General features: G+C 68.1%; 31 protein-coding genes and 1 pseudogene. 30 read left to right on the plus strand and 2 right to left on the minus strand.

What is annotated here, in order from left to right:
• The 12 genes and pseudogenes from K313_RS23955 to K313_RS0112025 all read left to right on the plus strand — a co-directional run.
• Positions 1–306, plus strand: a pseudogene (locus K313_RS23955) (hypothetical protein); the annotation flags it as partial.
• A gap of 240 nt (positions 307–546) precedes the next feature.
• On the plus strand, positions 547–1,155 hold the full coding sequence (gene rplJ / locus K313_RS0111975) for a 50S ribosomal protein L10 (protein ID WP_019286366.1): 609 nt from the start codon (positions 547–549) through the stop codon (positions 1,153–1,155).
• A gap of 63 nt (positions 1,156–1,218) precedes the next feature.
• The gene (rplL, locus tag K313_RS0111980) at positions 1,219–1,611 is read left to right on the plus strand and encodes a 50S ribosomal protein L7/L12 (RefSeq protein ID WP_019286365.1); all 393 of its coding nucleotides are present in this window, start codon (positions 1,219–1,221) and stop codon (positions 1,609–1,611) included.
• Between the two features lie 443 nt (positions 1,612–2,054).
• Positions 2,055–5,540 carry a DNA-directed RNA polymerase subunit beta gene (gene rpoB, locus K313_RS0111985; protein ID WP_019286364.1) on the plus strand — a complete coding sequence of 1,162 codons (3,486 nt, stop codon included), beginning with the start codon at positions 2,055–2,057 and terminating at the stop codon, positions 5,538–5,540.
• A gap of 174 nt (positions 5,541–5,714) precedes the next feature.
• Positions 5,715–9,599, plus strand: coding sequence for a DNA-directed RNA polymerase subunit beta' (locus K313_RS0111990; protein ID WP_029211819.1), 3,885 nt, complete (start codon positions 5,715–5,717; stop codon positions 9,597–9,599).
• Between the two features lie 118 nt (positions 9,600–9,717).
• On the plus strand, positions 9,718–10,077 hold the full coding sequence (locus K313_RS0111995) for a hypothetical protein (RefSeq protein WP_156911376.1): 360 nt from the start codon (positions 9,718–9,720) through the stop codon (positions 10,075–10,077).
• On the plus strand, positions 10,041–10,289 hold the full coding sequence (locus tag K313_RS0112000) for a hypothetical protein (protein ID WP_029211821.1): 249 nt from the start codon (positions 10,041–10,043) through the stop codon (positions 10,287–10,289). Before K313_RS0111995 ends, K313_RS0112000 begins: the two co-directional genes overlap by 37 nt.
• Positions 10,290–10,887: 598 nt before the next feature.
• Complete coding sequence (gene rpsL, locus K313_RS0112005) at positions 10,888–11,262, plus strand: 30S ribosomal protein S12 (RefSeq protein WP_019286362.1); 375 nt, start codon at positions 10,888–10,890, stop codon at positions 11,260–11,262.
• Positions 11,262–11,732: a 30S ribosomal protein S7 gene (gene rpsG / locus K313_RS0112010; RefSeq protein ID WP_019286361.1), complete on the plus strand. Its 471-nt coding sequence runs from the start codon at positions 11,262–11,264 to the stop codon at positions 11,730–11,732. Before rpsL ends, rpsG begins: the two co-directional genes overlap by 1 nt.
• A gap of 114 nt (positions 11,733–11,846) precedes the next feature.
• Entirely contained in the window at positions 11,847–13,949 is a 2,103-nt protein-coding gene (fusA, locus tag K313_RS0112015) for an elongation factor G (RefSeq protein ID WP_029211822.1), read from the plus strand.
• 135 nt (positions 13,950–14,084) lie between these two features.
• Complete coding sequence (gene tuf, locus K313_RS0112020; protein ID WP_029211823.1) at positions 14,085–15,278, plus strand: elongation factor Tu; 1,194 nt, start codon at positions 14,085–14,087, stop codon at positions 15,276–15,278.
• A gap of 133 nt (positions 15,279–15,411) precedes the next feature.
• Complete coding sequence (locus K313_RS0112025; RefSeq protein WP_029211824.1) at positions 15,412–16,224, plus strand: enoyl-CoA hydratase-related protein; 813 nt, start codon at positions 15,412–15,414, stop codon at positions 16,222–16,224.
• Positions 16,225–16,249: 25 nt separating this feature from the next.
• On the opposite strand, the gene K313_RS22460 is transcribed toward K313_RS0112025, so the two are convergent.
• Together K313_RS22460 and K313_RS21000 are read right to left on the minus strand one after the other, a co-directional pair.
• Positions 16,250–16,972 (minus strand): DUF2599 domain-containing protein, encoded by a 723-nt coding sequence (locus tag K313_RS22460; protein WP_029211825.1) that lies wholly within the window; start codon positions 16,970–16,972, stop codon positions 16,250–16,252.
• Complete coding sequence (locus K313_RS21000) at positions 16,951–17,712, minus strand: DUF2785 domain-containing protein (RefSeq protein ID WP_169516839.1); 762 nt, start codon at positions 17,710–17,712, stop codon at positions 16,951–16,953. The genes K313_RS22460 and K313_RS21000 overlap by 22 nt, the downstream gene beginning before the upstream one ends.
• 418 nt (positions 17,713–18,130) lie before the next feature.
• On the opposite strand from K313_RS21000, the gene rpsJ reads away from it, so the two are divergent.
• The 18 genes from rpsJ (at position 18,131) to rplR (ending at position 26,497) form a co-directional block, all read left to right on the plus strand.
• Positions 18,131–18,439, plus strand: coding sequence for a 30S ribosomal protein S10 (gene rpsJ / locus K313_RS0112040; protein WP_012867945.1), 309 nt, complete (start codon positions 18,131–18,133; stop codon positions 18,437–18,439).
• Between the two features lie 10 nt (positions 18,440–18,449).
• On the plus strand, positions 18,450–19,109 hold the full coding sequence (gene rplC / locus K313_RS0112045; protein WP_051274124.1) for a 50S ribosomal protein L3: 660 nt from the start codon (positions 18,450–18,452) through the stop codon (positions 19,107–19,109).
• 5 nt (positions 19,110–19,114) lie between these two features.
• Positions 19,115–19,774: a 50S ribosomal protein L4 gene (rplD, locus tag K313_RS0112050; protein WP_029211828.1), complete on the plus strand. Its 660-nt coding sequence runs from the start codon at positions 19,115–19,117 to the stop codon at positions 19,772–19,774.
• Entirely contained in the window at positions 19,771–20,070 is a 300-nt protein-coding gene (rplW, locus tag K313_RS0112055) for a 50S ribosomal protein L23 (protein ID WP_029211829.1), read from the plus strand. The genes rplD and rplW overlap by 4 nt, the downstream gene beginning before the upstream one ends.
• 42 nt (positions 20,071–20,112) lie before the next feature.
• A complete protein-coding gene (gene rplB, locus K313_RS0112060) occupies positions 20,113–20,949 on the plus strand; it encodes a 50S ribosomal protein L2 (RefSeq protein WP_029211830.1) in 837 nt (278 codons plus the stop codon).
• Between the two features lie 15 nt (positions 20,950–20,964).
• Complete coding sequence (gene rpsS / locus K313_RS0112065) at positions 20,965–21,246, plus strand: 30S ribosomal protein S19 (RefSeq protein ID WP_019286351.1); 282 nt, start codon at positions 20,965–20,967, stop codon at positions 21,244–21,246.
• 26 nt (positions 21,247–21,272) lie between these two features.
• Positions 21,273–21,647: a 50S ribosomal protein L22 gene (rplV, locus tag K313_RS0112070; RefSeq protein ID WP_029211831.1), complete on the plus strand. Its 375-nt coding sequence runs from the start codon at positions 21,273–21,275 to the stop codon at positions 21,645–21,647.
• Positions 21,647–22,477 carry a 30S ribosomal protein S3 gene (rpsC, locus tag K313_RS0112075; RefSeq protein WP_019286349.1) on the plus strand — a complete coding sequence of 277 codons (831 nt, stop codon included), beginning with the start codon at positions 21,647–21,649 and terminating at the stop codon, positions 22,475–22,477. Before rplV ends, rpsC begins: the two co-directional genes overlap by 1 nt.
• Entirely contained in the window at positions 22,477–22,896 is a 420-nt protein-coding gene (rplP, locus tag K313_RS0112080; RefSeq protein WP_019286348.1) for a 50S ribosomal protein L16, read from the plus strand. The genes rpsC and rplP overlap by 1 nt, the downstream gene beginning before the upstream one ends.
• Positions 22,896–23,141 (plus strand): 50S ribosomal protein L29, encoded by a 246-nt coding sequence (gene rpmC / locus K313_RS0112085; RefSeq protein WP_019286347.1) that lies wholly within the window; start codon positions 22,896–22,898, stop codon positions 23,139–23,141. The genes rplP and rpmC overlap by 1 nt, the downstream gene beginning before the upstream one ends.
• The gene (gene rpsQ, locus K313_RS0112090) at positions 23,138–23,440 is read left to right on the plus strand and encodes a 30S ribosomal protein S17 (RefSeq protein ID WP_019286346.1); all 303 of its coding nucleotides are present in this window, start codon (positions 23,138–23,140) and stop codon (positions 23,438–23,440) included. The genes rpmC and rpsQ overlap by 4 nt, the downstream gene beginning before the upstream one ends.
• Positions 23,441–23,560: 120 nt before the next feature.
• Positions 23,561–23,929, plus strand: a complete 369-nt coding sequence (gene rplN, locus K313_RS0112095; protein ID WP_029211833.1) for a 50S ribosomal protein L14 — start codon at positions 23,561–23,563, stop codon at positions 23,927–23,929.
• Positions 23,930–23,932: 3 nt separating this feature from the next.
• Positions 23,933–24,274: a 50S ribosomal protein L24 gene (gene rplX / locus K313_RS0112100; protein WP_019286344.1), complete on the plus strand. Its 342-nt coding sequence runs from the start codon at positions 23,933–23,935 to the stop codon at positions 24,272–24,274.
• A gap of 1 nt (position 24,275) precedes the next feature.
• Positions 24,276–24,845 carry a 50S ribosomal protein L5 gene (gene rplE / locus K313_RS0112105; protein WP_029211834.1) on the plus strand — a complete coding sequence of 190 codons (570 nt, stop codon included), beginning with the start codon at positions 24,276–24,278 and terminating at the stop codon, positions 24,843–24,845.
• Positions 24,846–24,847: 2 nt separating this feature from the next.
• Entirely contained in the window at positions 24,848–25,033 is a 186-nt protein-coding gene (locus K313_RS0112110) for a type Z 30S ribosomal protein S14 (RefSeq protein ID WP_019286342.1), read from the plus strand.
• A 120-nt stretch (positions 25,034–25,153) separates the two neighbouring features.
• Positions 25,154–25,552 (plus strand): 30S ribosomal protein S8, encoded by a 399-nt coding sequence (rpsH, locus tag K313_RS0112115; protein ID WP_019286341.1) that lies wholly within the window; start codon positions 25,154–25,156, stop codon positions 25,550–25,552.
• Positions 25,553–25,576: 24 nt separating this feature from the next.
• On the plus strand, positions 25,577–26,116 hold the full coding sequence (gene rplF / locus K313_RS0112120) for a 50S ribosomal protein L6 (RefSeq protein ID WP_029211835.1): 540 nt from the start codon (positions 25,577–25,579) through the stop codon (positions 26,114–26,116).
• A 3-nt stretch (positions 26,117–26,119) separates the two neighbouring features.
• On the plus strand, positions 26,120–26,497 hold the full coding sequence (gene rplR, locus K313_RS0112125) for a 50S ribosomal protein L18 (protein ID WP_019286339.1): 378 nt from the start codon (positions 26,120–26,122) through the stop codon (positions 26,495–26,497).
• The last annotated feature ends 31 nt before the right edge of the window (positions 26,498–26,528 follow it).

The raw sequence follows: 26,528 nt of genomic DNA on the forward strand, positions 1-26,528 counted from the left end.
GGTGCCGTCACCAAGCCGGTCAAGCTCGTGGTGGTGCTCGACGCGTCCGGTGCGCCCACGTCGGTGACGGCGACCATCCCCACCAAGAAGTCCGACCTCGTGGACCGCACGGAGTACTCCCGCTGGGGCGCGCCGGTGTCGATCGAGGCGCCGGCTGCCGACGACGTGGCTCCGGCGCCGGGTTCCCAGCGCACGGCGGCGACATCCTCGCCCAGCGCCAGCGCCAGCGCCAGCGCCAGCGCCAGCGGCAGCGCCAGCGCCAGCGCCAGCGCCAGCGCCAGCGCCAGCGCCAGCGCAGCGCGCTGACCAGCCGATTTGGTGGTGGGCCGGGCGCCCCGTACGCTTGGCGAGACCAATGACCGCCGGTCTGCCGTGATCACCCCGAGTCCTGCTCGGGTCCGATAGCGGCACGAAGGTCCCGTGACGGGGCGTCCAGCGCAGGCTACGACGATCGTGCTCGCCCCTGGCGAGACCTCGAGCTCCGTGCGCCTGCGCCGGGGCTCTTTTTCATGTGGCCACCGGCTTCACGCTACGGAAGGAGGCCACATGGCAACCGCTGAGAAGCACGCTGCCATCGCCGAGATCGCGGACAAGTTCCGCAACTCGGGTGCGGCCGTGCTGACGGAGTACCGCGGTCTGACCGTGAAGCAGCTCTCGGAGCTGCGCGGCTCGATCCGTGAGCACGCAACCTACGCCGTGGTCAAGAACACGCTGACCCAGCGTGCCGCCGAGGAGGCCGGTATCACGGCCTTCGACGGGCACCTGAGTGGTCCGAGCGCCATCGTCTTCATCACCGGTGACGCGGTGGAGACGGCCAAGGGCCTGCGTGACTTCGCCAAGGCCAACCCGGCCCTTGTGATCAAGGCCGGTGTGCTCGACGGCAAGCCGTTGAGCCCCGAGGACATTACCAAGCTCGCGGACCTCGAGTCCCGCGAGGTGCTCCTCTCCAAGCTGGCGGGCGCCATGAACGCCTCGCTCAGCAAGGCTGTTTACCTCTTCGCCGCTCCTCTGTCGCAGACGGCCCGCGTGGTCGACGCCCTGCGCGCAAAGGTCGAGGCGGAGGGCCCCGTCGAGGCTGCTCCGGCTGCCGACGACACCGCCGAGGCCACGGCCGAGGCTACCGACGACGTCGCCGCGGGTGGCGACGAGAGCTGATCCGTTCGGATCCGCTCGTACCCAGCACGCGCCACTCACGGCACAGACAGGAAGGAAGCCACCATGGCTAAGCTCAGCAACGACGAGCTCCTTGAGGCCTTCAAGGAGATGACCCTGATCGAGCTCTCCGAGTTCGTCAAGCAGTTCGAGGACACCTTCGGTGTCACCGCTGCCGCCCCGGTTGCCGTCGCGGCCGCCGGCGCCCCCGCCGGCGGTGCCGGCGACGCCGCCGCTGCGGAGGAGAAGGACGAGTTCGACGTCATCCTCACCGCCGCCGGTGACAAGAAGATCCAGGTCATCAAGGAGGTGCGCGCGCTCACGTCCCTCGGTCTCAAGGAGGCCAAGGACCTGGTCGACGGCGCCCCGAAGCCGGTCGTCGAGGGTGTCAACAAGGAGACCGCGGAGAAGGCCAAGGCTGCCCTCGAGGGCGCCGGCGCTTCCGTCGAGCTCAAGTGATCTCGGGCCGGATGACGTCCGGCCACTGATCCACCTCACGAGGCGGGTCGCATCCCCCGGGATGCGACCCGCCTCGTCGTGGTGCGCGCGCGGTGGCGGTGCTGCCGCTGCTCACGGCGGCCACGCACGCGGGCGGTCCGCCATCCCCACGGGGTGTGCCAGCCTGCGGCGATCGGGGTAACGATCGGCGCGTCGCGGGGCGTTGCCCTTGACGCCGTCCCAGGCCACGCCCATAGTGATGGGGCATCCGCCTCCCCGGCGGTGAGGCCCGTGTCCCCGGCGGTGAGGTCCGTGGTCCTGGGCCCGGGGGAGTCGGGCTGGACGCAGGGTGGCGTCTTGTACTATGCTGTCGCTTTGCGCTGCCTCATAGCCCCGCGTCCTGGTGGACGTGCGGCACGTGCTCGCTTCGACTCCATAGCTCCAGGCCCGTGGAAGGACCATCCTTGGCTGCCTCGCGACCCGCGACCCAGACTGTGTCCACTGCTCAGACGGCTTCCGGTCGTCTGTCCTTCGCAAAGATCAAGGAGCCGCTGGAGGTCCCGGACCTCCTGGCGCTCCAGACGGAGAGCTTCGACTGGCTGCTCGGCAACGAGCGCTGGCAGGCCCGTGTGGCCGCCGCGAAGGACGCCGGTCGCAACGACGTCCCCAACCGTTCCGGTCTGGAGGAGATCTTCGAGGAGATCTCTCCGATCGAGGACTTCTCCGGCTCCATGTCCCTCTCGTTCCGCAACCACCGGTTCGAGGAGGAGAAGCACTCGATCGAGGAGTGCAAGGAGCGGGACATGACCTACTCCGCCCCGTTGTTCGTGACGGCGGAGTTCATGAACACCAACACCGGTGAGATCAAGTCCCAGACGGTGTTCATGGGTGACTTCCCGCTCATGACCGAGCGCGGCACGTTCATCATCAACGGCACCGAGCGTGTCGTGGTGTCCCAGCTGGTGCGTTCCCCGGGCGTCTACTTCGAGCGGACCCCGGACAAGACCTCCGACAAGGACATCTACTCCGCCAAGGTCATCCCGAGCCGTGGCGCGTGGCTGGAGTTCGAGATCGACAAGCGCGACATGGTGGGCGTGCGCGTCGACCGCAAGCGCAAGCAGTCGGTCACGGTGCTGCTCAAGGCGCTGGGCTGGACCGAGGCGCAGATCCTCGAGGAGTTCGGCGAGTACGAGTCGATGCGCCAGACCCTGGAGAAGGACCACACGGCCGGCCAGGACGACGCGCTGCTGGACATCTACCGCAAGCTGCGCCCGGGCGAGCCGCCGACCAAGGAGGCCGCCCAGGCTCTCTTGGACAACCTTTACTTCAACCCCAAGCGCTACGACCTGGCCAAGGTCGGTCGCTACAAGATCGACAAGAAGCTCGGCATCGAGGCGGGTCTGGACGAGTCCGTCCTGCGCATCGATGACGTCGTCGCGACGATCAAGTACCTCGTGGCCCTGCACAACGGTGACGCGACCCTGCCGGGCTCGCGTGGTGGCGAGGCCGTGGACGTGCGCGTCGAGGTCGACGACATCGACCACTTCGGCAACCGCCGTCTGCGCAACGTCGGCGAGCTCATCCAGAACCAGGTCCGCACCGGCCTGTCCCGCATGGAGCGCGTCGTCCGCGAGCGCATGACCACGCAGGACGTCGAAGCGATCACCCCGCAGACCCTGATCAACATCCGCCCCGTGGTGGCCTCGATCAAGGAGTTCTTCGGCACCTCGCAGCTGTCGCAGTTCATGGACCAGAACAACCCCCTGTCCGGCCTGACGCACAAGCGTCGTCTGTCCGCGCTGGGCCCGGGTGGTCTGTCCCGTGACCGTGCCGGCATGGAGGTTCGTGACGTCCACCCGTCGCACTACGGCCGCATGTGCCCGATCGAGACCCCTGAGGGTCCCAACATCGGTCTGATCGGCTCGCTGGCGTCCTACGGGCGGATCAACCCGTTCGGCTTCGTGGAGTCCCCCTACCGCAAGGTCAACGAGGGCGTCGTGTCCGACGAGGTGCACTACCTGTCGGCCGACGAGGAGGACGAGCTCGTCATCGCGCAGGCCAACGCCCCGATGGAGGCGGACGGTCGCTTCTCCGAGGAGCGCGTCCTGGTCCGCACCAAGGGCGGCGAGGTCGACTTCGTGCCGGCCGCGGACGTCGACTACATGGACGTGTCCCCGCGCCAGATGGTGTCGGCCGCCACGGCGCTGATCCCGTTCCTGGAGCACGACGACGCCAACCGCGCGCTCATGGGCTCCAACATGATGCGTCAGGCCGTGCCGCTGGTGCGCTCGGAGTCCCCACTGGTCGGGACCGGCATGGAGCACCGCACGGCGCTCGACTCCGGCGACGTGGTCCTGGCGACCAAGCCCGGCGTGGTCCAGGAGGTCTCGGCCGACCTGGTCAGCGTCGCCAACGACGACGGGTCCTACCAGACCTACCGGATCATGAAGTTCTCCCGGTCCAACCAGGGCAACTGCTACAACCAGCGCGTCATCGTCAGCGCCGGCGACCGGCTCGAGGTCGGCTCGGTGATCGCCGACGGTCCCGCGACCGACGGCGGCGAGATGGCCCTGGGCAAGAACCTCCTCGTGGCGTTCATGCCGTGGGAGGGCCACAACTATGAGGACGCGATCATCCTCTCCCAGCGCCTGGTGCAGGACGACACCCTGTCCTCGATCCACATCGAGGAGCACGAGGTCGACGCCCGCGACACCAAGCTGGGCGCCGAGGAGATCACGCGGGACATCCCCAACGTCTCCGAGGAGGTCCTGGCGGACCTGGACGAGCGCGGGATCATCCGCATCGGTGCCGAGGTCCGCGACGGCGACCTGCTGGTCGGCAAGGTCACGCCCAAGGGTGAGACCGAGCTGACCCCGGAGGAGCGGCTGCTGCGCGCGATCTTCGGCGAGAAGGCCCGCGAGGTCCGCGACACGTCGCTGAAGGTCCCGCACGGCGAGACCGGCACGGTCATCGGCGTCAAGGTCTTCGACCGCGAGGAGGGCGACGAGCTTCCCCCGGGCGTCAACCAGCTGGTGCGCGTCTACGTCGCCAACAAGCGCAAGATCACCGACGGCGACAAGCTCGCCGGTCGTCACGGCAACAAGGGCGTCATCTCCAAGATCTTGCCGATCGAGGACATGCCCTTCCTGGAGGACGGCACGCCGGTCGACGTCGTGCTCAACCCCCTGGGTGTGCCGGGCCGCATGAACGTCGGTCAGATCCTGGAGATCCACCTCGGGTGGGCGGCCAGCCGCGGCTGGAACGTCCCCGAGGGCGCCGAGTGGGCCGTCCGCATCCCGGCCGACGCCCACGAGGCCCCCGCCGGGTCCCGCGTGGCCACGCCGGTGTTCGACGGCGCCAAGGAGGAGGAGATCAAGGGTCTGCTCGAGTCGACCAACGTGACCCGCGACGGGCAGCGCCTGGTCGGCGAGTCCGGCAAGTCCCGCATGTTCGACGGCCGCTCCGGCGAGCCGTTCCCCGAGCCGGTCTCGGTGGGCTACATGTACATCCTCAAGCTCCACCACCTGGTCGACGACAAGATCCACGCCCGCTCGACCGGCCCGTACTCGATGATCACCCAGCAGCCGCTCGGTGGTAAGGCCCAGTTCGGTGGCCAGCGCTTCGGCGAGATGGAGGTGTGGGCCCTGGAGGCCTACGGCGCCGCCTACACGCTGCAGGAGCTGCTCACCATCAAGTCCGACGACGTCCCCGGCCGCGTCAAGGTCTACGAGGCGATCGTCAAGGGCGAGAACATCCCCGACTCGGGCATCCCGGAGTCGTTCAAGGTCCTCCTCAAGGAGATGCAGTCCCTGTGTCTCAACGTCGAGGTCCTGTCCAGCGACGGCAACACCATCGAGATGCGCGACGCCGACGAGGAGGTCTTCCGCGCGGCGGAGGAGCTCGGCATCGACCTGAGCCGGCGCGAGCCGAGCAGCGTCGAGGAGGTCTGACGGTTTCGTGACGTATGACGAGGCGCGGCTGCCCAGCCGCACGGCCGAGCAGCCGCGCCCGCCATACGGCCGAGACCCGCACGACATCGATCGCCGCCCCGACCCGGGGTCGGCCACGAACACCGTTCAGACCCACAGACTTTGAATCAGTCGCAAGACGAGAGAAGGACACACGTGCTCGACGTCAACTTCTTTGACGAGCTGCGTATCGGCCTCGCCACGGCGGACTCCATCCGCCAGTGGTCCCACGGCGAGGTCAAGAAGCCCGAGACCATCAACTACCGCACCCTGAAGCCGGAGAAGGACGGGCTCTTCTGCGAGAAGATCTTCGGCCCCACCCGTGACTGGGAGTGCTACTGCGGCAAGTACAAGCGCGTGCGCTTCAAGGGCATCATCTGCGAGCGCTGCGGCGTCGAGGTGACCCGCGCCAAGGTGCGCCGCGAGCGGATGGGCCACATCGAGCTCGCCGCCCCGGTCACCCACATCTGGTACTTCAAGGGCGTGCCGAGCCGCCTGGGCTACCTGCTCGACCTGGCTCCGAAGGACCTCGAGAAGGTCATCTACTTCGCGGCCTACATGATCACCTCCGTCGACGAGGAGTCGCGTCACCGCGACCTGCCGTCGCTCGAGGCGCAGATCGAGGTCGAGAAGAAGGAGCACGTCAACCGTCGTGACGCCGACGTGGAGACCCGCGCCAAGAAGCTCGAGACCGACCTCGCGGCCCTGGAGGCCGAGGGTGCCAAGTCCGACGTCAAGCGCAAGCTCAAGGACTCCGCCGAGCGCGAGATGAACGCCATCCGCAAGCGTGCGGACGTGCAGATCGAGCGCCTCGAGCAGGTCTGGGACCGCTTCAAGAACCTCAAGGTCCAGGACCTCGAGGGCGACGAGATGCTCTACCGCGAGATGCGTGACCGCTTCGGTCTGTACTTCGAGGGTGGCATGGGCGCCGCGGCGATCCAGAAGCGCCTGGAGACCTTCGACCTGGACGCCGAGTCCGAGTTGCTGCGCGAGATCATCGCCACCGGCAAGGGGCAGAAGAAGACCCGCGCCCTCAAGCGCCTCAAGGTCGTCACGGCCTTCCAGACGACCAGCAACAGCCCCACGGGCATGGTGCTGGACTGCGTCCCGGTCATCCCGCCGGACCTGCGCCCGATGGTGCAGCTCGACGGTGGCCGCTTCGCGACGTCGGACCTCAACGACCTCTACCGCCGCGTCATCAACCGCAACAACCGCCTGAAGCGCCTCCTCGACCTCGGTGCGCCCGAGATCATCGTCAACAACGAGAAGCGCATGCTCCAGGAGGCCGTGGACGCGCTGTTCGACAACGGTCGCCGTGGTCGCCCGGTCACGGGTCCTGGCAACCGTCCGCTGAAGTCGCTGTCCGACATGCTCAAGGGCAAGCAGGGCCGCTTCCGTCAGAACCTCCTCGGCAAGCGCGTCGACTACTCCGGCCGTTCGGTCATCGTCGTCGGCCCGCAGCTCAAGCTGCACCAGTGCGGTCTGCCCAAGCAGATGGCGCTCGAGCTGTTCAAGCCGTTCGTGATGAAGCGTCTGGTCGACCTCGACCACGCGCAGAACATCAAGTCGGCCAAGCGCATGGTCGAGCGCGCCCGCCCGGTCGTGTGGGACGTCCTCGAAGAGGTCATCACCGAGCACCCCGTGCTGCTCAACCGTGCGCCCACGCTGCACCGCCTCGGCATCCAGGCCTTCGAGCCGCAGCTCGTCGAGGGCAAGGCCATCCAGCTGCACCCGCTCGTCTGCGGCGCGTTCAACGCCGACTTCGACGGTGACCAGATGGCCGTGCACGTGCCGCTGTCGGCCGAGGCCCAGGCCGAGGCCCGCATCCTGATGCTGTCCTCCAACAACATCCTGAAGCCGGCCGACGGCCGTCCCGTGACCATGCCCACCCAGGACATGATCATCGGGCTGTTCCACCTCACCTCCGAGGTCGAGAACGGCAAGGGTGCCGGTCGTGCCTTCCGCACGGCGGACGAGGCCCGCATGGCCTTCGACGCCGGCGAGATCGAGCTGGGCTCGCCCATCAAGGTCCGGCTGCAGGACACCGTCCCGCCGATGGGCCAGGAGCTGCCGGAGGGCGTGGAGCTCGGCGCCGAGGGTCGCGGGGACTTCGTCCTCGACACGACCCTGGGTCGCGCGATCTTCAACCTGACGCTGCCCGTGGACTACCCCTTCGTCAACGAGCCGGTCGACAAGAAGCGCCTGTCCGCGATCGTCAACGACCTCGCGGAGCGCTACCCCAAGGTGCTCGTCGCCAACTCGCTGGACGCGCTCAAGGAGACCGGCTTCCACTGGGCCACGCGCTCGGGCACCACGGTCGCCATCTCCGACGTGGTCACCCCCTCCAACAAGGAGGCGATCCTCGAGGGCTACGAGGCCAAGGCCGCCAAGGTCCAGGTCCAGTTCGAGCGCGGTCTGACGACCGACGACGAGCGCCGCCAGGAGCTCATCGAGATCTGGCAGCAGGCGACCAACGAGGTCTCCAAGGAGATGGAGGCCAACTTCCCGCGGGACAACCCGATCTTCCGCATGGTCAACTCGGGTGCTCGTGGCAACTGGTTCCAGCTCCGCCAGATCGCCGGCATGCGTGGCCTGATGGCCAACCCCAAGGGCGAGATCATCCCGCGGCCGATCAAGTCGAACTTCCGCGAGGGTCTGTCCGTGCTGGAGTTCTTCATCTCCACCCACGGTGCCCGCAAGGGTCTGGCCGACACCGCTCTGCGTACCGCCGACTCGGGCTACCTCACCCGTCGTCTGGTCGACGTGTCGCAGGACGTCATCATCCGTGAGGACGACTGCGGCACCGACCGCGGGCTGATGATGCCGATCGCCGTCCGTGGCGCCGACGGCTCGCTGCGCGAGCACGAGGACGTCGAGTCCAGCGTCTACGCCCGCACCCTGGCCGAGGACGTCGTCCACGAGGGCGAGACGCTGGCCGAGGCCGGCATCGACCTCGGTGACGTGGTCATCGACGCGCTCGTCGCGGCCGGCGTGGAGGAGGTCCGGGTCCGCTCGGTCCTCACCTGCGAGTCCCGCGTCGGCACCTGCGCCAAGTGCTACGGCCGTTCGCTGGCCACGGGCAAGCTCGTCGACATCGGCGAGGCCGTCGGCATCATCGCGGCCCAGTCGATCGGTGAGCCCGGCACGCAGCTGACGATGCGTACCTTCCACACCGGTGGTGTGGCCGGTGACGACATCACCCAGGGTCTGCCCCGTGTGGTCGAGCTCTTCGAGGCTCGCACCCCGCGCGGTGTCGCCCCGATCGCCGAGGCCACCGGCCGCGTGCAGATCGAGGACACCGACAAGGCCCGTCGCGTGGTGCTCGTGCCCGACGACGGCACCGACGAGCACGCCTACCCGGTCAGCAAGCGCTCGCGCCTGCTCGTCGGCGACGGCGACCACGTGGCCGTCGGCACCCAGCTCGTCCAGGGCGCCATCGACCCCAAGCAGGTGCTGCGCATCCTCGGGCCCCGCGCGGTGCAGATGCACCTCGTGGACCAGGTCCAGGCGGTCTACCGCCAGCAGGGTGTGTCGATCCACGACAAGCACATCGAGGTCATCGTGCGGCAGATGCTGCGCCGCGTGACGATCATCGAGGCCGGCGACGCCGACCTGCTGCCGGGCGAGCTCGCCGAGCGTGGCCGGTTCGAGTCCGAGAACCGTCGCGTCGTGTCCGAGGGCGGCAAGCCCGCCTCCGGTCGTCCCGAGCTCATGGGCATCACCAAGGCCTCGCTGGCCACGGAGTCCTGGCTCTCGGCGGCGTCCTTCCAGGAGACGACGCGCGTCCTCACCGAGGCCGCGATGCACGCCAAGAGCGACCCGCTGCTGGGCCTCAAGGAGAACGTCATCCTCGGCAAGCTCATCCCCGCCGGGACGGGCCTGCCGCGGTACCGCAACGTCAAGGTCAACCCCACCGAGGAGGCCAAGGCAGCGATGTACTCCATGCCGGGCTACGACCAGTTCGACTACACGGCCTTCGGGCCGGGGTCGGGCGAGGCGATCCGTCTCGACGACATCACGCTGGGCTTCGACACCCACTGATCGTCGCTGACGTCCACGGCGCGGGCCGGTTCCCTCTGGGAGCCGGCCCGCGCCGCTGCGTCCCCACCCCGCCCTGTCCACCCCGTCCCCGCCCCGCGCGAGGGCGAGGCCTACGGCCATGTCCTCCTCCAGGGCGGGCGCGGGGGTGGCTCCGCAGGAGCGTGAGCAGGTCGTCGCCGAGGTGGAGTCGCGCGTCACCGACACGGGGGAGGGGCCGGTGGATGCCTTCGGGCCGCCCGGGGTCTACGCCGCGCAGTCTGGCGAGGGGCCCGCCTGCCTCGACGGAAACGCCACACGCCCCGGCGACGGCATCCCGGGCTGGCTCACGGTGGTGATCCTCCTGCTGGCCGTCATGTTCGCGCCGTACGCCTTCGTCCTCGTCCTGGCCCCGTTCGTCGTCGCAGCCGGCGGAGCAGCCTACGCGGGGGCCGGAGGCTCGTCGTGCCGATCCTGCTGTCGCTGGCGGTGGCGGGTCTGACCTGGTGGGCGGCTCGGTCCTATCGCCTCCGCGCGGGCGCGTCCACCCTGGGGGCGTGGGTGGTCGAGGCCGGGGTGCTCATGCTCGCAGGCATGGCCGTCATCGCGGCGAGCGGCTTCGCGGTCTTCCAGACGACGGCGAGCCAGCAGTGCATGTTCGTGGACGGCGAGAGCAGTGCACGAGCAGCAGCGGCTCGTCACCGATGGCCGTGAGCCTGCCCGAGCTGCTCCTCCTCGGGGGTCTAATCCTGCTGGTGGCCGTCCTGGCGGCCGTCGTCCTGCGGGCCCGGCGCCGCTCACCTGCACCACGTCCGCCATGGGCGCTCCGCCATACGGCACTCGCTCGCCGGCTGCTGATGACCCCTCCACCTCGTCGCCACCCTCGTCGTGCCCCACCTCGTCGTGCCCCCACCTCGTCGTGCCCCCAGCGATCGTGAGTGTTTCGTCCAAGGATCCTGGGCGAAACACTCACGATCTCGGGGGCGAGCGAGGCGTGAGCGGGGGTCGGGCGGGGAGCGCCGGTCGGTGATTTGGAGCGCTCCGTGATATCGCGGTAATCTTGTCCACTGTGTCGTGCTTGACACGGACACTGCGTGCCCTCTCCACCGAGCGGGCCACGGGGGCTGATGGCCCCCGGGGCGGCTCGGGGGATGACCACACACCCTCTGCCTGGCGCCCACGACCTCTGGTCGGGGGAGTGCGGGGAGGGGCACCGCTCGACACGCCCGACCTCGGGTCACGGCGAGCGGCATGACAAGGAGTCCGGCCGGGAGACCGGTGGGGCTGACCATCAGATACGTACGGAGACTACGTGCCAACCATCAACCAGCTCGTCCGCAAGGGGCGGCAGGACAAGGTCGACAAGAGCAAGACCCCTGCCCTCAAGGGCAGCCCGCAGCGCCGCGGCGTCTGCACCCGCGTGTACACCACCACCCCCAAGAAGCCGAACTCCGCGCTGCGCAAGGTCGCTCGCGTGAAGCTGACCTCGGGCATCGAGGTCACGGCCTACATCCCGGGTGTCGGTCACAACCTGCAGGAGCACTCGATCGTGCTCGTGCGTGGTGGCCGTGTGAAGGACCTTCCCGGCGTCCGCTACAAGATCATCCGCGGCTCGCTCGACACCCAGGGTGTCAAGAACCGCAAGCAGGCTCGCAGCCGCTACGGCGCCAAGAAGGAGAAGAAGTAATGCCTCGTAAGGGCCCCGCTCCGAAGCGCCCCCTCGTCGTCGACCCGGTCTACGGCTCGCCGCTCGTGACCCAGCTGGTCAACAAGATCCTGCTGGACGGCAAGAAGTCCATCGCCGAGAACATCGTCTACGGCGCCCTCGAGGGCTGCCGCGACAAGACCGGCTCGGACCCCGTGCTGATCCTCAAGCGCGCCCTGGACAACGTCAAGCCGGCCCTCGAGGTCAAGAGCCGCCGTGTCGGTGGCGCGACCTACCAGGTCCCGGTCGAGGTCAAGCCCGGCCGTTCCACCACGCTGGCCCTGCGCTGGCTCGTGGGCTACTCGCGCCAGCGTCGCGAGAAGACCATGACCGAGCGTCTGATGAACGAGATCCTCGACGCCAGCAACGGCCTCGGCGCCGCTGTCAAGCGTCGCGAGGACACCCACAAGATGGCCGAGTCCAACAAGGCCTTCGCGCACTACCGCTGGTAAGACCTGCACGCCGGCGACCCGGGCACCACCTGGGTCGCCGGCACCACCGGGCCTCCCGATCGCGGAGCCACCCGGCCTGCTTCATCACCGACTCGAAGAGATGAGAAAACAGACGTGGCACTCGACGTCCTGACGGACCTGAAGAAGGTCCGCAACATCGGCATCATGGCCCACATCGATGCCGGCAAGACGACGGCGACCGAGCGGATCCTGTTCTACACCGGCATCAACTACAAGATCGGTGAGACGCACGACGGCTCGGCGACGATGGACTGGATGGAGCAGGAGCAGGAGCGCGGCATCACCATCACGTCCGCCGCGACGACGTGCTTCTGGGAGGGCCACCAGATCAACATCATCGACACCCCCGGGCACGTCGACTTCACTGTTGAGGTGGAGCGCTCGCTGCGCGTCCTCGACGGTGCGGTCGCGGTGTTCGACGGCAAGGAGGGTGTCGAGCCCCAGTCCGAGACCGTGTGGCGCCAGGCCGACAAGTACCAGGTCCCCCGCATGTGCTTCGTCAACAAGATGGACAAGCTCGGCGCGGACTTCTACTACACCGTGCAGACCATCGTGGACCGCCTCGGCGCGGAGCCCCTGGTCCTGCAGATCCCGATCGGCTCCGAGAGCGACTTCGTCGGTGTCATCGACCTCGTCTACAACCGTGCGCTCGTGTGGCACGGCGACGTCAAGATCGGCCAGGACTACGAGATCGAGGAGATCCCGGCCGAGCTCGCCGACAAGGCCGAGGAGTGGCGCAGCAAGCTCGTCGAGCGCGTCGCCGAGTCCGACGAGGAGCTGCTGGAGAAGTACCTCGGTGGCGAGGAGCTGACGCCCGAGGAGATCAAGGCGGCCGTCCGCAAGATCACCCTCGCGGGCGAGGTCAACCCCGTCCTGTGCGGCACCGCGTTCAAGAACAAGGGCGTGCAGCCCCTGCTCGACGCGATCGTCGACTACCTCCCCTCGCCGCTGGACGTGCCGGCCATCCAGGCCCACGACCCCAAGGACGAGGAGAAGATCATCGAGCGTCACTCCGACGCGTCGGAGCCCTTCTCGGCGCTGGCCTTCAAGGTCGTGTCGCACCCGTTCTTCGGCCGCCTCACCTACGTCCGCGTCTACTCCGGCGAGGTCAAGCAGGGCGACATGATGCTCAACGCGACCAAGGGCAAGAAGGAGCGCGTCGGCAAGCTCTTCCAGATGCACGCCAACAAGGAGAACCCCGTCGACCACGCGACCGCGGGCCACATCTACGCGATGATCGGTCTGAAGGACACGACGACGGGCGACACCCTGGCAGCCCAGGACCAGCCGGTCCTGCTGGAGTCCATGACCTTCCCCGAGCCGGTCATCAACGTGGCCATCGAGCCCAAGACCAAGGGTGACCAGGAGAAGCTCTCCACGGCCATCCAGAAGCTCGCCGAGGAGGACCCGACCTTCCGCGTCGAGCTCGACGAGGAGACCGGCCAGACCATCATCAAGGGCATGGGCGAGCTCCACCTCGACATCCTCGTCGACCGCATGCGTCGCGAGTTCAAGGTCGAGGCCAACGTCGGCAAGCCGCAGGTCGCCTACCGCGAGACCATCCGCCGCGCCGTCGAGAAGTACGACTACACCCACAAGAAGCAGACGGGTGGTTCGGGCCAGTACGCCAAGGTCCAGCTGACCTTCGCGCCCATGGACACGTCCGAGGGCAAGATGTACGAGTTCGAGAACAAGGTCACCGGTGGCCGCGTCCCGCGCGAGTACATCCCGTCGGTCGGCGCTGGCATCGAGGAGGCCATGAACCAGGGCGTCCTCGCCGGCTACCCGATGGTGGGCGTCAAGGCCACCCTGCTCGACGGCGCCTACCACGACGTCGACTCCTCGGAGATGGCGTTCAAGATCGCCGGCTCGATGGCGTTCAAGGAGGCTTCCCGCAAGGCCGACCCGGCCCTGCTCGAGCCCATGATGGCCGTCGAGGTGCGTACGCCCGAGGACTACATGGGCGACGTGATCGGCGACCTCAACTCCCGCCGTGGCCAGATCCAGGCCATGGAGGACATCAGCGGCGCCAAGATCGTTCGCGCTCTCGTCCCGCTGTCCGAGATGTTCGGTTACGTTGGCGACCTGCGTTCCAAGACCCAGGGCCGCGCCAACTACACGATGCAGTTCGACTCCTACGCCGAGGTTCCCAAGAACGTCGCGGAGGAGATCATCAAGAAGACCCGAGGCGAGTAACCGATTCGGAGGTCTGGCGGCTTGCCCGCTAGACTTCCGGATTGCGTCTCAAACAAGCACCATCCCTGACAGACGACGCCACGTCCTGCTTGGTCGTACGGCGTAACACCAAAGAAGTCCTGAGGAGGACCCCCAGTGGCGAAGGCTAAGTTCGAGCGGACCAAGCCGCACGTCAACATCGGCACCATTGGTCACATCGACCACGGTAAGACGACGCTGACGGCTGCGATCTCGAAGGTTCTGCACGACGCGTACCCGGACCTGAACCCCCAGTTCGCGTTCGAGGACATCGACAAGGCTCCCGAGGAGCGTCAGCGCGGCATCACGATCTCGATCGCTCACATCGAGTACCAGACCGAGGGTCGTCACTACGCGCACGTCGACTGCCCTGGTCACGCCGACTACGTCAAGAACATGATCACCGGTGCTGCTCAGATGGACGGTGCGATCCTGGTCGTCGCCGCCACCGACGGCCCCATGCCGCAGACGAAGGAGCACGTCCTCCTGGCCCGCCAGGTCGGCGTCCCCTACATCGTCGTGGCGCTCAACAAGACCGACATGGTCGACGACGAGGAGATCCTCGAGCTCGTCGAGATGGAGGTCCGTGAGCTCCTGTCCGAGTACGAGTTCCCGGGCGACGACCTGCCGGTCGTGCGCATCTCCGCGCTCAAGGCGCTTGAGGGCGACCCCGAGTGGGGCAAGTCCGTGCTCGAGCTCATGAACACCGTGGACGAGTACATCCCGGAGCCGGCTCGCGACACCGACAAGCCGTTCATGATGCCGATCGAGGACGTCTTCACGATCACCGGTCGTGGCACCGTCGTCACCGGTCGTATCGAGCGCGGCATCCTCAAGGTCAACGAGGAGGTCGAGATCGTCGGCATCCAGGAGCGCACGCAGAAGACCACGGTCACCGGCATCGAGATGTTCCGCAAGCTCCTCGACGAGGGTCGTGCGGGCGAGAACGTCGGTCTGCTGCTCCGCGGCACCAAGCGCGAGGACGTCGAGCGCGGGCAGGTCGTCTGTAAGCCCGGCTCGATCACCCCGCACACCGAGTTCGAGGCCAGCGTCTACATCCTGTCCAAGGACGAGGGTGGCCGTCACACGCCGTTCTACGACAACTACCGTCCCCAGTTCTACTTCCGTACCACTGACGTGACGGGCGTCGTCCACCTCCCCGAGGGCACCGAGATGATCATGCCCGGCGACAACACTGAGATGAAGGTCGACCTCATCCAGCCCATCGCCATGGAGGAGGGCCTGAAGTTCAACATCCGTGAGGGTGGCCGCACCGTCGGTGCGGGTCAGGTCACCAAGATCCTGAAGTGATCTGAGCTCCTGCGGGAGCGATCTCGAGGCGGGGTCCGGACATCATGTCCGGGCCCCGCCTTCGTCATACCCGCCACCATGCGGCAGGCTGGGCTCCGGCATCCCGCGCACCCCCACCACTGGAGGAAGTCCCATGGACCTCGGCACCTTCGAGACCCTGCTGGTCGAGCAGGACGGCGACGCGCTCGTCGTCACCGTCAACCGCCCATCGGCGATGAACGCCCTGGCCGGACAGGTCATCGCCGACCTGGAGACCCTCACCCTGGCGGTCGAGTCCCAGGTGGGCTCCGACGGCCGCTGGCCCGTTAAGGGCATCATCGTCACGGGGGCGGGGGACAAGGCCTTCGTGGCGGGGGCGGACATCGTCGAGATGCAGAGCATGAGCCCGGACGAGGGGGAGGCCTACTCGCGCCGGATGCAGGGAGTCACCGAACGGCTCGAGGCCCTGCCGCTGCCGGTCATCGCCGCCGTCAACGGCTTCGCCCTCGGTGGTGGGTGCGAGCTCGCCATGGCCTGCGACTGGATCTATGCCTCCGATAACGCCAGGTTCGGCCAGCCTGAGGTCAGCCTCGGCCTGGTGCCCGGCTTCGGGGGATCGGTCCGTATGGCGCGGCGCGTCGGCGCGGCCATGGCTCGCGAGCTGATCTTCACGGGGCGCATGGTCAAGGCCGACGAGGCCCTGCGCATCGGCCTGGTCAATCGCGTGTATGCCGACCCGGCCGCCCTGCTCGAGGGCGCCAAGGCCACCGTCGCCGAGCTGGCGACAAAGAGCCCTGTGGCGGTCGCCGCCTGCAAGGCACTGATGTCCGAGGTGGCTCCGCTCCCGGTGCCGGAGGGTCTGGATCGTGAGGCCCAGGCCTTCCGCCGGGCCTTCGAGACCGAGGACAAGGTCGAGGGCGTGCGGGCCTTCGTGGCCAAGGAGAAGCCGGCCTTCCCCGGACGATGAGGGGGATGTCGACCGGGCGACGGACTCAGCGTCCGTCGGGATCGACCAGGTCGCCCGGGTTGCAGCCCGCGGCGACGGTCGCCGGATAGCCGACGTCGGGCCTGCCTGGCTCGAGGTTCCACCGGTCCTTGCTCGCGGCGAAGGCCACGTGGCAGCGCAGCTGGTCAGCCATCCCCGGGCGCGTCATCTCCGGGTAGGCGGAGCGCAGCCGGGTGACGAGGGCCTCCGTGGCGCCCGGCCACGAGCGCGCCACCCATGACGGCGTCACCCGCAGCGACCGTACGGTGCCCCGTCGCACCCAGCGGGCCTGGTCCACGAGGGTGGAGGTCGTGCGCACCACGCGGGTGCCTGCCAGGTCGGAGCAGGCACGACCGTCCTGGACCGAGAGCCGAGCGTCCTCCGGGGCGACCTGCCACCCGGACACCATGTCGCCGTCGGCGATCACGACCCAGGTGCCTGACAGGCCCTCGACGAGGTCCTGCCCGGGCGTGAGGCGCGCAGCGGACGGCACGGCGTGGCGACAGGTCGCGGCGGGGGAGCCCCCGCTGCTCGAGACCAGGCCCGGCCCGGCGGGTGCCCGGCCCCCGGTCGAGGGGGACGCCAGGGTGGCCGGCGCGGACGCGACCGGACCTGCTGGCTGCTGACCGCCCTGGCACCCCCCGATCGAGAGGGCTGCCGCCAGGACGACGGCTCGCGTCAGCCCTGCGGTGCGAGCCACGGCTCGCGTCAGCCCTGCGGTGCGAGCCACGGCTCGACGGCCTCGAGCAGGGACCTGATGTGCTGCTGCACCCGTCCCGCGTGCTTGACGGAGCGAGGACGCTCGGCGGGGACCCGGCCGTCCACGAGGACGTAGAGGCTGCGCAGCGTGCGACAGGTGTTGATGGTGTGCGCCGGTATCGGCACGGTGGGGTCGCCCACCCTGGGCGTCAGCTCCTTGATCCACCGGGTCGCGACCTTCTCGGTCAGGTCGTCCTGCAGCAGCACCTGCGCGATCGCCAGCGCCAGACGGTCCTCCTCCTGGTCGCGCCACACGGTGGCCGCCGGGTGGAGAAGCCTGCGGGACACCGCGGCGAGCAGCTGCGCCGCCGGCACGGTCCCCGTCTCGCCGAGCACCCCCACCACGTCGGCGCCGTGCGCCACGGCGTGCACCCAGCCGAGCTGGGCGTCGTACCCACGCTGGTCCGGCTCCTCCGCCCACCAGGTCAGGAAGGGCTCGGTCCACGCCCGCCGCCAGGCGTGCGCGTGAGCGAGGTAGGCCAGCGGCACCGCCGCGAAGGACCGGGTGTGGGCGTCGGGGGCCTGCAACAGCTCCACGAGCTGGTTGCCGAGCGCCTGGCGCTCCTTGCGTCCCATCGCTCCGGCCTCGCGCAGCAGATCGGCGACCGCCTGCTCCCGCGCGGTGGCGTCACGGGCCGTCAGCCCGGTGAGGGCCGTCGCCGGCGCTGGGCGCAGCGCCGAGGAGGACGAAGCGGGGTCGGTTCCGGGCATGGCCCCCATGCTCCCAGACGGACGAGAGAGGACGGTGACGGCGTGTCGGCTGGCGCCGGTGCTGGGACCCGCTCCGCCGGGCGTCCCAGGATTTGGATCCTGCTCGTCGATCTGTCAGACTAGACAGGTTGCTTGACGCGTGGTCGACGCCTGTCCTCACGGACATGTCGGCGCCACCGTCCCTCGCGAGAGGTTACTAGCACCACCGGACGGTCCTCGGACTGGCTGATGGCCTGTGACTTCCCTGCGGGGGAGCTCGAGCCCCGGCCCAGACGGACCGGCCCCATCACGGGTTAGCCCGCAGATCCTGCGTGCGCTCGTGCCGCGAAGCGGGTGCGACACGCCCGACCGCGGGGGCCGGAGGACGACTGGATCGGCCACAGACCAGCAGGACAGACGAGAGAGAGTCAACGAAGCGATGGCGGGACAGAAGATCCGCATCCGGCTTAAGTCGTACGACCACGAGGTCATCGACAGCTCGGCGCGCAAGATCGTGGACACCGTGACCCGTGCGGGCGCGACGGTGGTGGGCCCCGTGCCCCTCCCGACGGAGAAGAACGTGTTCTGCGTCATCCGTTCGCCCCACAAGTACAAGGACAGCCGCGAGCACTTCGAGATGCGGACGCACAAGCGTCTCATCGACATCATCGACCCGACGCCCAAGGCCGTCGACTCGCTGATGCGTCTCGACCTGCCGGCGGACGTCAACATCGAGATCAAGCTCTGAGGAACCCGACATGACTAACGCTGCTATCGAGCGCAACGTCAAGGGCGTCCTTGGCGAGAAGCTCGGCATGACCCAGGTCTGGGACGCGGACAACCGCCTCATCCCCGTCACGGTCATCAAGGCGGGCCCCTGCGTCGTCACGCAGGTCCGCGACGCCGAGAAGGACGGCTACCAGGCCGTCCAGATCGCCTTCGGCGCGATCGACCCGCGCAAGGTCAACAAGCCCATGACCGGCCACTTCGAGAAGGCCGGTGTGTCGCCGCGCCGCCACCTGGTCGAGCTCCGCACCTCCGACTCCGCGGACTACTCCGTCGGCCAAGAGATCACGGCGGAGGCCTTCGAGGTCGGCTCGGACGTCGACGTCACGGGCACCACCAAGGGCAAGGGATTCGCGGGCGTCATGAAGCGCCACGGGTTCAAGGGCGTCTCGTCCTCCCACGGTGCGCACCGCAACCACCGCAAGCCGGGCTCGATCGGTGGCTGCTCCACCCCGGGTCGCGTCTTCAAGGGCATGCGCATGGCCGGCCGCATGGGCGGCGTGCGCCAGACCACCCAGAACCTCACGATCCACGCCGTGGACGCCGACAAGGGCCTGCTGATCATCAAGGGTGCCGTCCCCGGTCCCCGCGGTGGCGTGGTCCTCGTGCGCACGGCCGCCAAGGGGGCCTGATCCACATGACGACCATCGACATCCTGGACGCCAAGGGCGCCAAGGCCGGCTCCGTCGAGCTGCCGGCCGAGGTCTTCGACGTCCAGACCAACATCCCGCTGATCCACCAGGTCGTGGTGGCCCAGCTCGCCGCCGCTCGTCAGGGCACGCACAAGGCCAAGACGCGCGCCGAGGTGCGCGGCGGTGGCGCCAAGCCGTACCGCCAGAAGGGCACCGGTCGCGCCCGTCAGGGTTCGACGCGTGCGCCGCAGTTCGCCGGCGGTGGCGTCGTCCACGGGCCCGTGCCGCGTGACTACTCGCAGCGCACCCCCAAGAAGATGAAGGCCGCCGCCCTGCGTGGCGCCCTCTCGGACCGCGCTCGTCACGGTCGCGTCCACGTCCTGTCCTCCCTCGTCGAGGGTGACGCGCCGTCCACCAAGGTGGCCGCGAACGTCCTCGGTGGCATCAGCGGGCGCAAGAACCTGCTCGTCGTCATCGAGCGCGAGGACACGCTGGGCATGGCGTCCGTCCGCAACATCGCCAACGTGCACATCCTGGTCGCCGACCAGCTCAACACGTACGACGTGCTCTGCGCGGACGACGTGGTCTTCACCCAGGGCGCTCTCGAGGCCTTCCTGGCCAAGGGCACCCCGGCGGCCGCCAAGGCTGAGGAGGACACCAAGTGAGCACCATCAAGGACCCCCGCGACATCCTGCTCGCGCCGGTCGTCTCCGAGAAGTCGTACGGACTGATGGGCCAGGGCAAGTACACCTTCGTGGTGGACCCCCGGGCCAACAAGACCGAGATCAAGATCGCCATCGAGCAGATCTTCAAGGTCAAGGTGGACTCCGTGCACACGCTCAACCGCCCGGGCAAGACCCGCCGCACGCGGTTCGGCCTCGGCAAGCGCAAGGACACGAAGCGCGCGATCGTCACCCTCAAGGAAGGGTCGATCGACATCTTCGGAGGCGCTGGCGTCTGACGCCGGCGACCGAGGATCGACTAGGACACTGAGGGATCAGACATGGCTATCCGTAAGTACAAGCCCACGACGCCGGGTCGTCGTGGCTCGAGCGTCGCGGACTTCGTAGAGGTCACGCGCAGCACACCTGAGAAGTCGCTGGTGCGCCCGCTGCCCAAGAGCGGTGGACGCAACTCGAGCGGCCGCATCACCACCCGCCACATCGGCGGTGGCCACAAGCGCGCCTACCGCGTGATCGACTTCCGTCGTCACGACAAGGACGGCGTGCCCGCCAAGGTCGCTCACATCGAGTACGACCCCAACCGCACCGCCCGCATCGCGCTGCTGCACTACGCGGACGGCGAGAAGCGCTACATCCTCGCGCCGAACCGCCTGTCCCAGGGCGACATGGTCGAGAACGGCCCGGGCGCCGACATCAAGCCCGGCAACGCGCTGCCGCTCAAGAACATCCCCGTGGGTACGGTCATCCACGCCATCGAGCTGAAGCCCGGTGGCGGGGCCAAGATCGCCCGCTCGGCCGGTGCTCGCGTGCAGCTCGTCGCCAAGGACGGCCCCTACGCCCAGCTGCGTATGCCGTCCGGCGAGATCCGCAACGTCGACCTGCGCTGCCGCGCCACGGTCGGCGAGGTGGGCAACGCCGAGCAGAGCAACATCAACTGGGGCAAGGCCGGCCGCATGCGGTGGAAGGGCAAGCGCCCGACCGTCCGTGGTGTCGCCATGAACCCGATCGACCACCCGCACGGTGGTGGTGAGGGCAAGACCTCCGGTGGTCGCCACCCGGTGAGCCCCTGGGGCCAGCCCGAGGGTCGCACCCGCAAGCCGGGCAAGCCGAGCGACAAGCTCATCGTCCGTCGTCGTCGTACTGGCAAGAAGCGCTGATAGGAGCCTTTGGACATGCCTCGTAGCCTGAAGAAGGGCCCCTTCATCGACGACCACCTTCAGAAGAAGGTGGACGCCCAGAACGAAGCCGGCACCAAGAACGTCATCAAGACCTGGTCGCGCCGTTCGGTGGTCTCGCCGGACATGCTCGGTCACACCCTCGCCGTCCACGACGGCCGCAAGCACGTCCCGGTGTTCGTCACCGAGTCGATGGTCGGCCACAAGCTCGGCGAGTTCGCCCCCACCCGTACCTTCAAGGGTCACGAGAAGGACGACAAGAAGGGGCGTCGTCGCTGATGGCCAACAACGACAAGGAATTCCAGATGGAAGCCAAGGCCGTTGCGCGCCACGTGCGCGTCACGCCCATGAAGGCTCGCCGCGTCGTCGACCTGATCCGCGGCAAGCAGGCCGGCGAGGCTATCGCCACGCTGCAGTTCGCCCCGCAGTCGGCGAGCGACCCGGTGCTCAAGGTTCTCCAGAGCGCCATCGCCAACGCCCGCGTCAAGGCCGACCAGGCCTCGCAGGCCTTCGACGAGCGCAACCTCGTCATCACCAAGGCGTACGTGGACGAGGGCCAGACCATGAAGCGGTTCCAGCCGCGGGCCCAGGGTCGCGCCTTCCGCATCCGCAAGCGCACGAGCCACATCACCGTCTTCGTGGCCCAGCCGGAGGCCGCTAGCAAGGGAGGCACCCGCTAATGGGTCAGAAGGTCAACCCGCACGGTTTCCGCCTCGGTATCACCACCGACCACCGCAGCCGGTGGTTCGCCGACAGCACCAAGGCCGGTCAGCGGTACCGCGACTACGTGAAGGAAGACGTCGCCATCCGTCGTCTCCTGTCCAACGGCATGGAGCGCGCCGGCATCTCCCGCGTGGAGATCGAGCGCACCCGTGACCGCGTCCGCGTGGACATCCACACGGCGCGCCCAGGCATCGTCATCGGTCGCCGTGGCGCCGAGGCCGACCGCATCCGCGGCGAGCTCGAGAAGCTCACGGGCAAGCAGGTCCAGCTGAACATCCTCGAGGTCAAGAACCCCGAGGTCGACGCCCAGCTGGTCGCCCAGGGCATCGCCGAGCAGCTCTCGGCCCGCGTCTCGTTCCGTCGCGCCATGCGCAAGGGCATGCAGTCCGCCCAGCGCGCCGGCGCCCAGGGCATCCGGGTCATGTGCGCCGGCCGTCTCGGCGGCGCCGAGATGTCCCGCTCGGAGTTCTACCGCGAGGGCCGTGTCCCGCTGCACACGCTGCGCGCCAACATCGACTACGGCTTCTACGAGGCTCGTACGACGTTCGGTCGCATCGGCGTCAAGGTGTGGATCTACAAGGGCGACGTGACGGCCAAGGAGCTGGCTGCCCAGCAGGCCGCCGCCCCGCGTCCGTCCCGCGGCCCGCGCCGCGACGGCGCCGACCGCCCCGGCCGTGGTGGCCGTGGCCCCCGTCGTGACAGCAACCGCGACGCCGCCCCGGCCGAGGCCGGCGCTGCGTCCGACACCGCGCAGGCCCAGCCTGCGGAGCAGGGAGCTGAGTCCTGATGCTGATTCCCCGTCGTGTGAAGCACCGCAAGCAGCACCACCCCGGTCGCAGCGGCGCAGCCAAGGGCGGCACCACGGTCGCGTTCGGTGACTACGGGATCCAGGCGCTCGAGCCGGCCTACGTCACCAACCGTCAGATCGAGTCCGCTCGTATCGCCATGACGCGTTACATGAAGCGTGGTGGAAAGGTCTGGATCAACATCTACCCGGACCGCCCGCTGACCAAGAAGCCCGCCGAGACCCGCATGGGTTCCGGAAAGGGCTCGCCCGAGTGGTGGGTCGCCAACGTCAAGCCCGGCCGCGTGATGTTCGAGCTGGCCGGCGTCCCGGAGCCCGTCGCCCGTGAGGCCATGCGCCTCGCGATGCACAAGCTCCCGATGAAGTGCCGTTTCGTGGCGCGTGAAGGTGGTGACATCTGATGGCAGTCGGATCCAAGGACCTGACCTCCGAGCAGCTGCGTGGCCTCGGCGACGACCGTCTGGTCGACGAGCTGAAGAAGGCCAAGGAGGAGCTGTTCAACCTCCGCTTCCAGTCGGCCACGGGCCAGCTGGAGAACCACGGCCGTCTGCGCGCTGTCCGCAAGGACATCGCTCGCATCTACACCGAGATGCGCGAGCGCGAGCTCGGCATCGGCGCCGCCCCCGCGAAGGGTGGCCAGGCATGAGCGACAACCAGAAGGAAGCTGCCAACACCGTGAGCGAGACCACCCTCGAGCGCAACGACCGCAAGACCCGTCAGGGCTACGTGGTGAGCGACAAGATGGACAAGACCGTCGTGGTCGAGGTCGAGGACCGCGTCAAGCACGCGCTCTACGGCAAGGTCCTGCGGCGCAGCAGCAAGGTCAAGGCGCACGACGAGGAGAACTCGGCGGGCATCGGCGACCGTGTCCTGATCATGGAGACCCGTCCGCTGTCCGCCACCAAGCGGTGGCGCGTGGTCGAGATCCTCGAGCGCGCCAAGTAGTTCGGCCGCTCACCCGCAAGCATCGGCCCCAGGATCACCTGAGGCCAGCCCGACCAACAGTTCGGCCAGGCTCAACCGGAGGGATCCGGTGAGAACCAGCTCGACGACAGGAGTTCGACAGTGATCCAGCAGGAGTCGCGACTGCGCGTCGCCGACAACACCGGTGCCAAGGAGATCCTTTGCATCCGCGTGCTCGGCGGTTCGGGTCGTCGGTATGCCGGCATCGGCGACGTCATCGTCGCCACCGTCAAGGACGCGATCCCCGGTGGCAACGTGAAGAAGGGCGACGTGGTCAAGGCCGTCATCGTCCGCACGACCAAGGAGCGTCGTCGTATCGACGGTTCCTACATCAAGTTCGACGAGAACGCGGCCGTCATCCTCAAGAACGACGGTGACCCGCGTGGCACGCGCATCTTCGGCCCGGTGGGCCGCGAGCTGCGTGACAAGAAGTTCATGAAGATCATCTCTTTGGCGCCGGAGGTGCTGTAACCCATGGCGAAGATGAAGATCAAGAAGGGTGACCTGGTCCAGGTCATCACCGGCCCCGACAAGGGCAAGACGGGCAAGGTCATCTCGGTGAGCACCGAGACCGGGCGCGTCCTGGTCGAGGGCATCAACCGGGTGACCAAGCACACCAAGGCCGGCCAGGGTGCCAACCGCACCGGTGGCATCGTCCACACCGAGGCGCCGATCCACGTGTCCAACGTGCAGGTCGTCGACCCGGAGACCAAGAAGCCGACCCGTACCAAGACGCGCGTCGAGACCGTCGAGCGTGACGGCCGGTCCAAGACCGTCCGCACGCGCGTGTCCGTCCGCTCGGGCAAGGACCTGTGACATGACTGCTACCACCTCTGAGAAGACGCAGCCTCGCCTCAAGGCGCGCTACGCCGCGGAGATCAAGCCCGCCCTGCGGGAGGAGTTCTCCTTCGCCAACGTCATGCAGGTTCCCGGCGTCGTCAAGGTCATCGTGAACATGGGTGTCGGCGAGGCCGCTCGCGACTCGAAGCTGATCGAGGGCGCGGTGCGCGACCTGACCGCCATCACCGGTCAGAAGCCCACCGTGACCAAGGCTCGCAAGTCGATCGCTCAGTTCAAGCTGCGCGAGGGCATGCCGATCGGCGCGCACGTCACCCTCCGCGGTGACCGCATGTGGGAGTTCCTCGACCGTCTGCTGTCGGTCGCCCTCCCGCGCATCCGCGACTTCCGGGGTCTCTCCGGCAAGCAGTTCGACGGTCGCGGCAACTACACCTTCGGTCTCAACGAGCAGTCGATGTTCCACGAGATCGACCAGGACAAGATCGACCGGGTTCGCGGCATGGACATCACCATCGTCACCACCGCCACGAACGACGACGAGGGGCGCGCCCTGCTCAAGCAGCTCGGCTTCCCGTTCAAGGAGAACTGACCGTGGCCAAGACCGCTCTGATCAACAAGGCGAACGCCAAGCCGAAGTTCAAGGTGCGCGCCTACACGCGTTGCCAGCGCTGTGGCCGTCCGCACTCGGTGTACCGCAAGTTCGGCCTGTGCCGGATCTGCCTGCGCGAGATGGCGCACGCGGGAGAGCTCCCCGGCGTCACCAAGAGCAGCTGGTAAACCCAAACCTCGAATTTCCACTCCGCTCTACATCGCAGGTCGGCACGACGGCCGGACACCGAGATTCCTCGGCGCCAGGCCCCGTCACTGAAACCGCGGTGAGGAAGGGCAAGCAGCCCAATGACCATGACTGACCCGATTGCGGACATGCTGACCCGCGTCCGGAACGCCAACTCGGCGCACCACGACGTCGTCTCCATGCCGTTCTCGAAGCTGAAGAAGAACATCGCGGACATCCTCGAGGCCGAGGGCTACATCGCCGGCTCGAAGATCGAAGAGGCCGAGGTGGGTCAGACGCTGACCATCAACCTCAAGTACGGCCCCAACCGCGAGCGGTCCATCGCAGGCGTGCGCCGGGTGTCCAAGCCCGGTCTGCGCGTCTACGCGAAGTCCACCAACCTGCCCAAGGTCCTCGGCGGCCTCGGCGTGGCGATCATCTCCACGTCGACCGGCCTCCTGACCGACAAGCAGGCTGCCCAGAAGGGCGTAGGTGGGGAAGTCCTCGCCTACGTCTGGTAACCCACGGCGCGAAAGGAGAATCTCATGTCCCGAATTGGACGACTCCCGGTCTCCGTGCCTATGGGTGTGGAGGTCAACATCGACGGTCAGACCGTCACCGTCAAGAAGAACAACGCCGAGCTGAGCCACGTCGTGGCCGAGCCGATCACGGTCGAGAAGACCGAGGACGGCACGATCGAGGTCAAGCGTCCCAACGACGAGCGCCAGTCCCGTGCCCTGCACGGCCTGACCCGTTCGCTCATCGCCAACATGGTCGAGGGCGTGACCAACGGCTACGAGAAGAAGCTCGAGATCTTCGGCACGGGTTACCGCGTGATGGCCCGGGGCAGCAACCTCGAGTTCGCCCTCGGCTACTCGCACCCGATCGTCGTCGAGCCGCCGGAGGGCATCACCTTCCAGGTCGAGGCCCCGACGAAGTTCTCGGTCAAGGGCATCGACAAGCAGCTCGTCGGCGAGGTCGCTGCCAACATCCGCAAGCTCCGCAAGCCCGACCCCTACAAGGGCAAGGGCGTCCGCTACGCGGGCGAGCAGATCCGCCGCAAGGTCGGAAAGGCTGGTAAGTAAGCCATGGCACGACTCATCGTCAAGCGCGGCAAGGGCAAGAGCGCCGCTCGCGGCCGCCGCCACCTGCGTCTGCGCAAGCGCATCGCCGGCACCACGACGCGTCCTCGTCTCGTGGTCAACCGGTCCGCGCGCCACATGTTCGTCCAGGTCGTCGACGACTCCGTCGGCAAGACCCTGGCGAGCGCGTCCACGATGGAGGCCGACCTGCGCTCCTTCGAGGGCGACAAGACGGCCAAGGCCAAGCGCGTCGGCGAGCTCGTGGCCGAGCGCGCCAAGGCGGCCGGGGTGTCCGCGGTCGTGTTCGACCGTGGCGGCAACCAGTACCACGGCCGCATCGCCGCGATCGCCGACGGCGCCCGCGAGGGTGGTCTGGACCTGTGACCGCTCACCAGACGTACGTTTCAGGAAAGAG

This window comes from Arsenicicoccus bolidensis DSM 15745 (assembly GCF_000426385.1).
GTDB lineage: Bacteria > Actinomycetota > Actinomycetes > Actinomycetales > Dermatophilaceae > Arsenicicoccus > Arsenicicoccus bolidensis.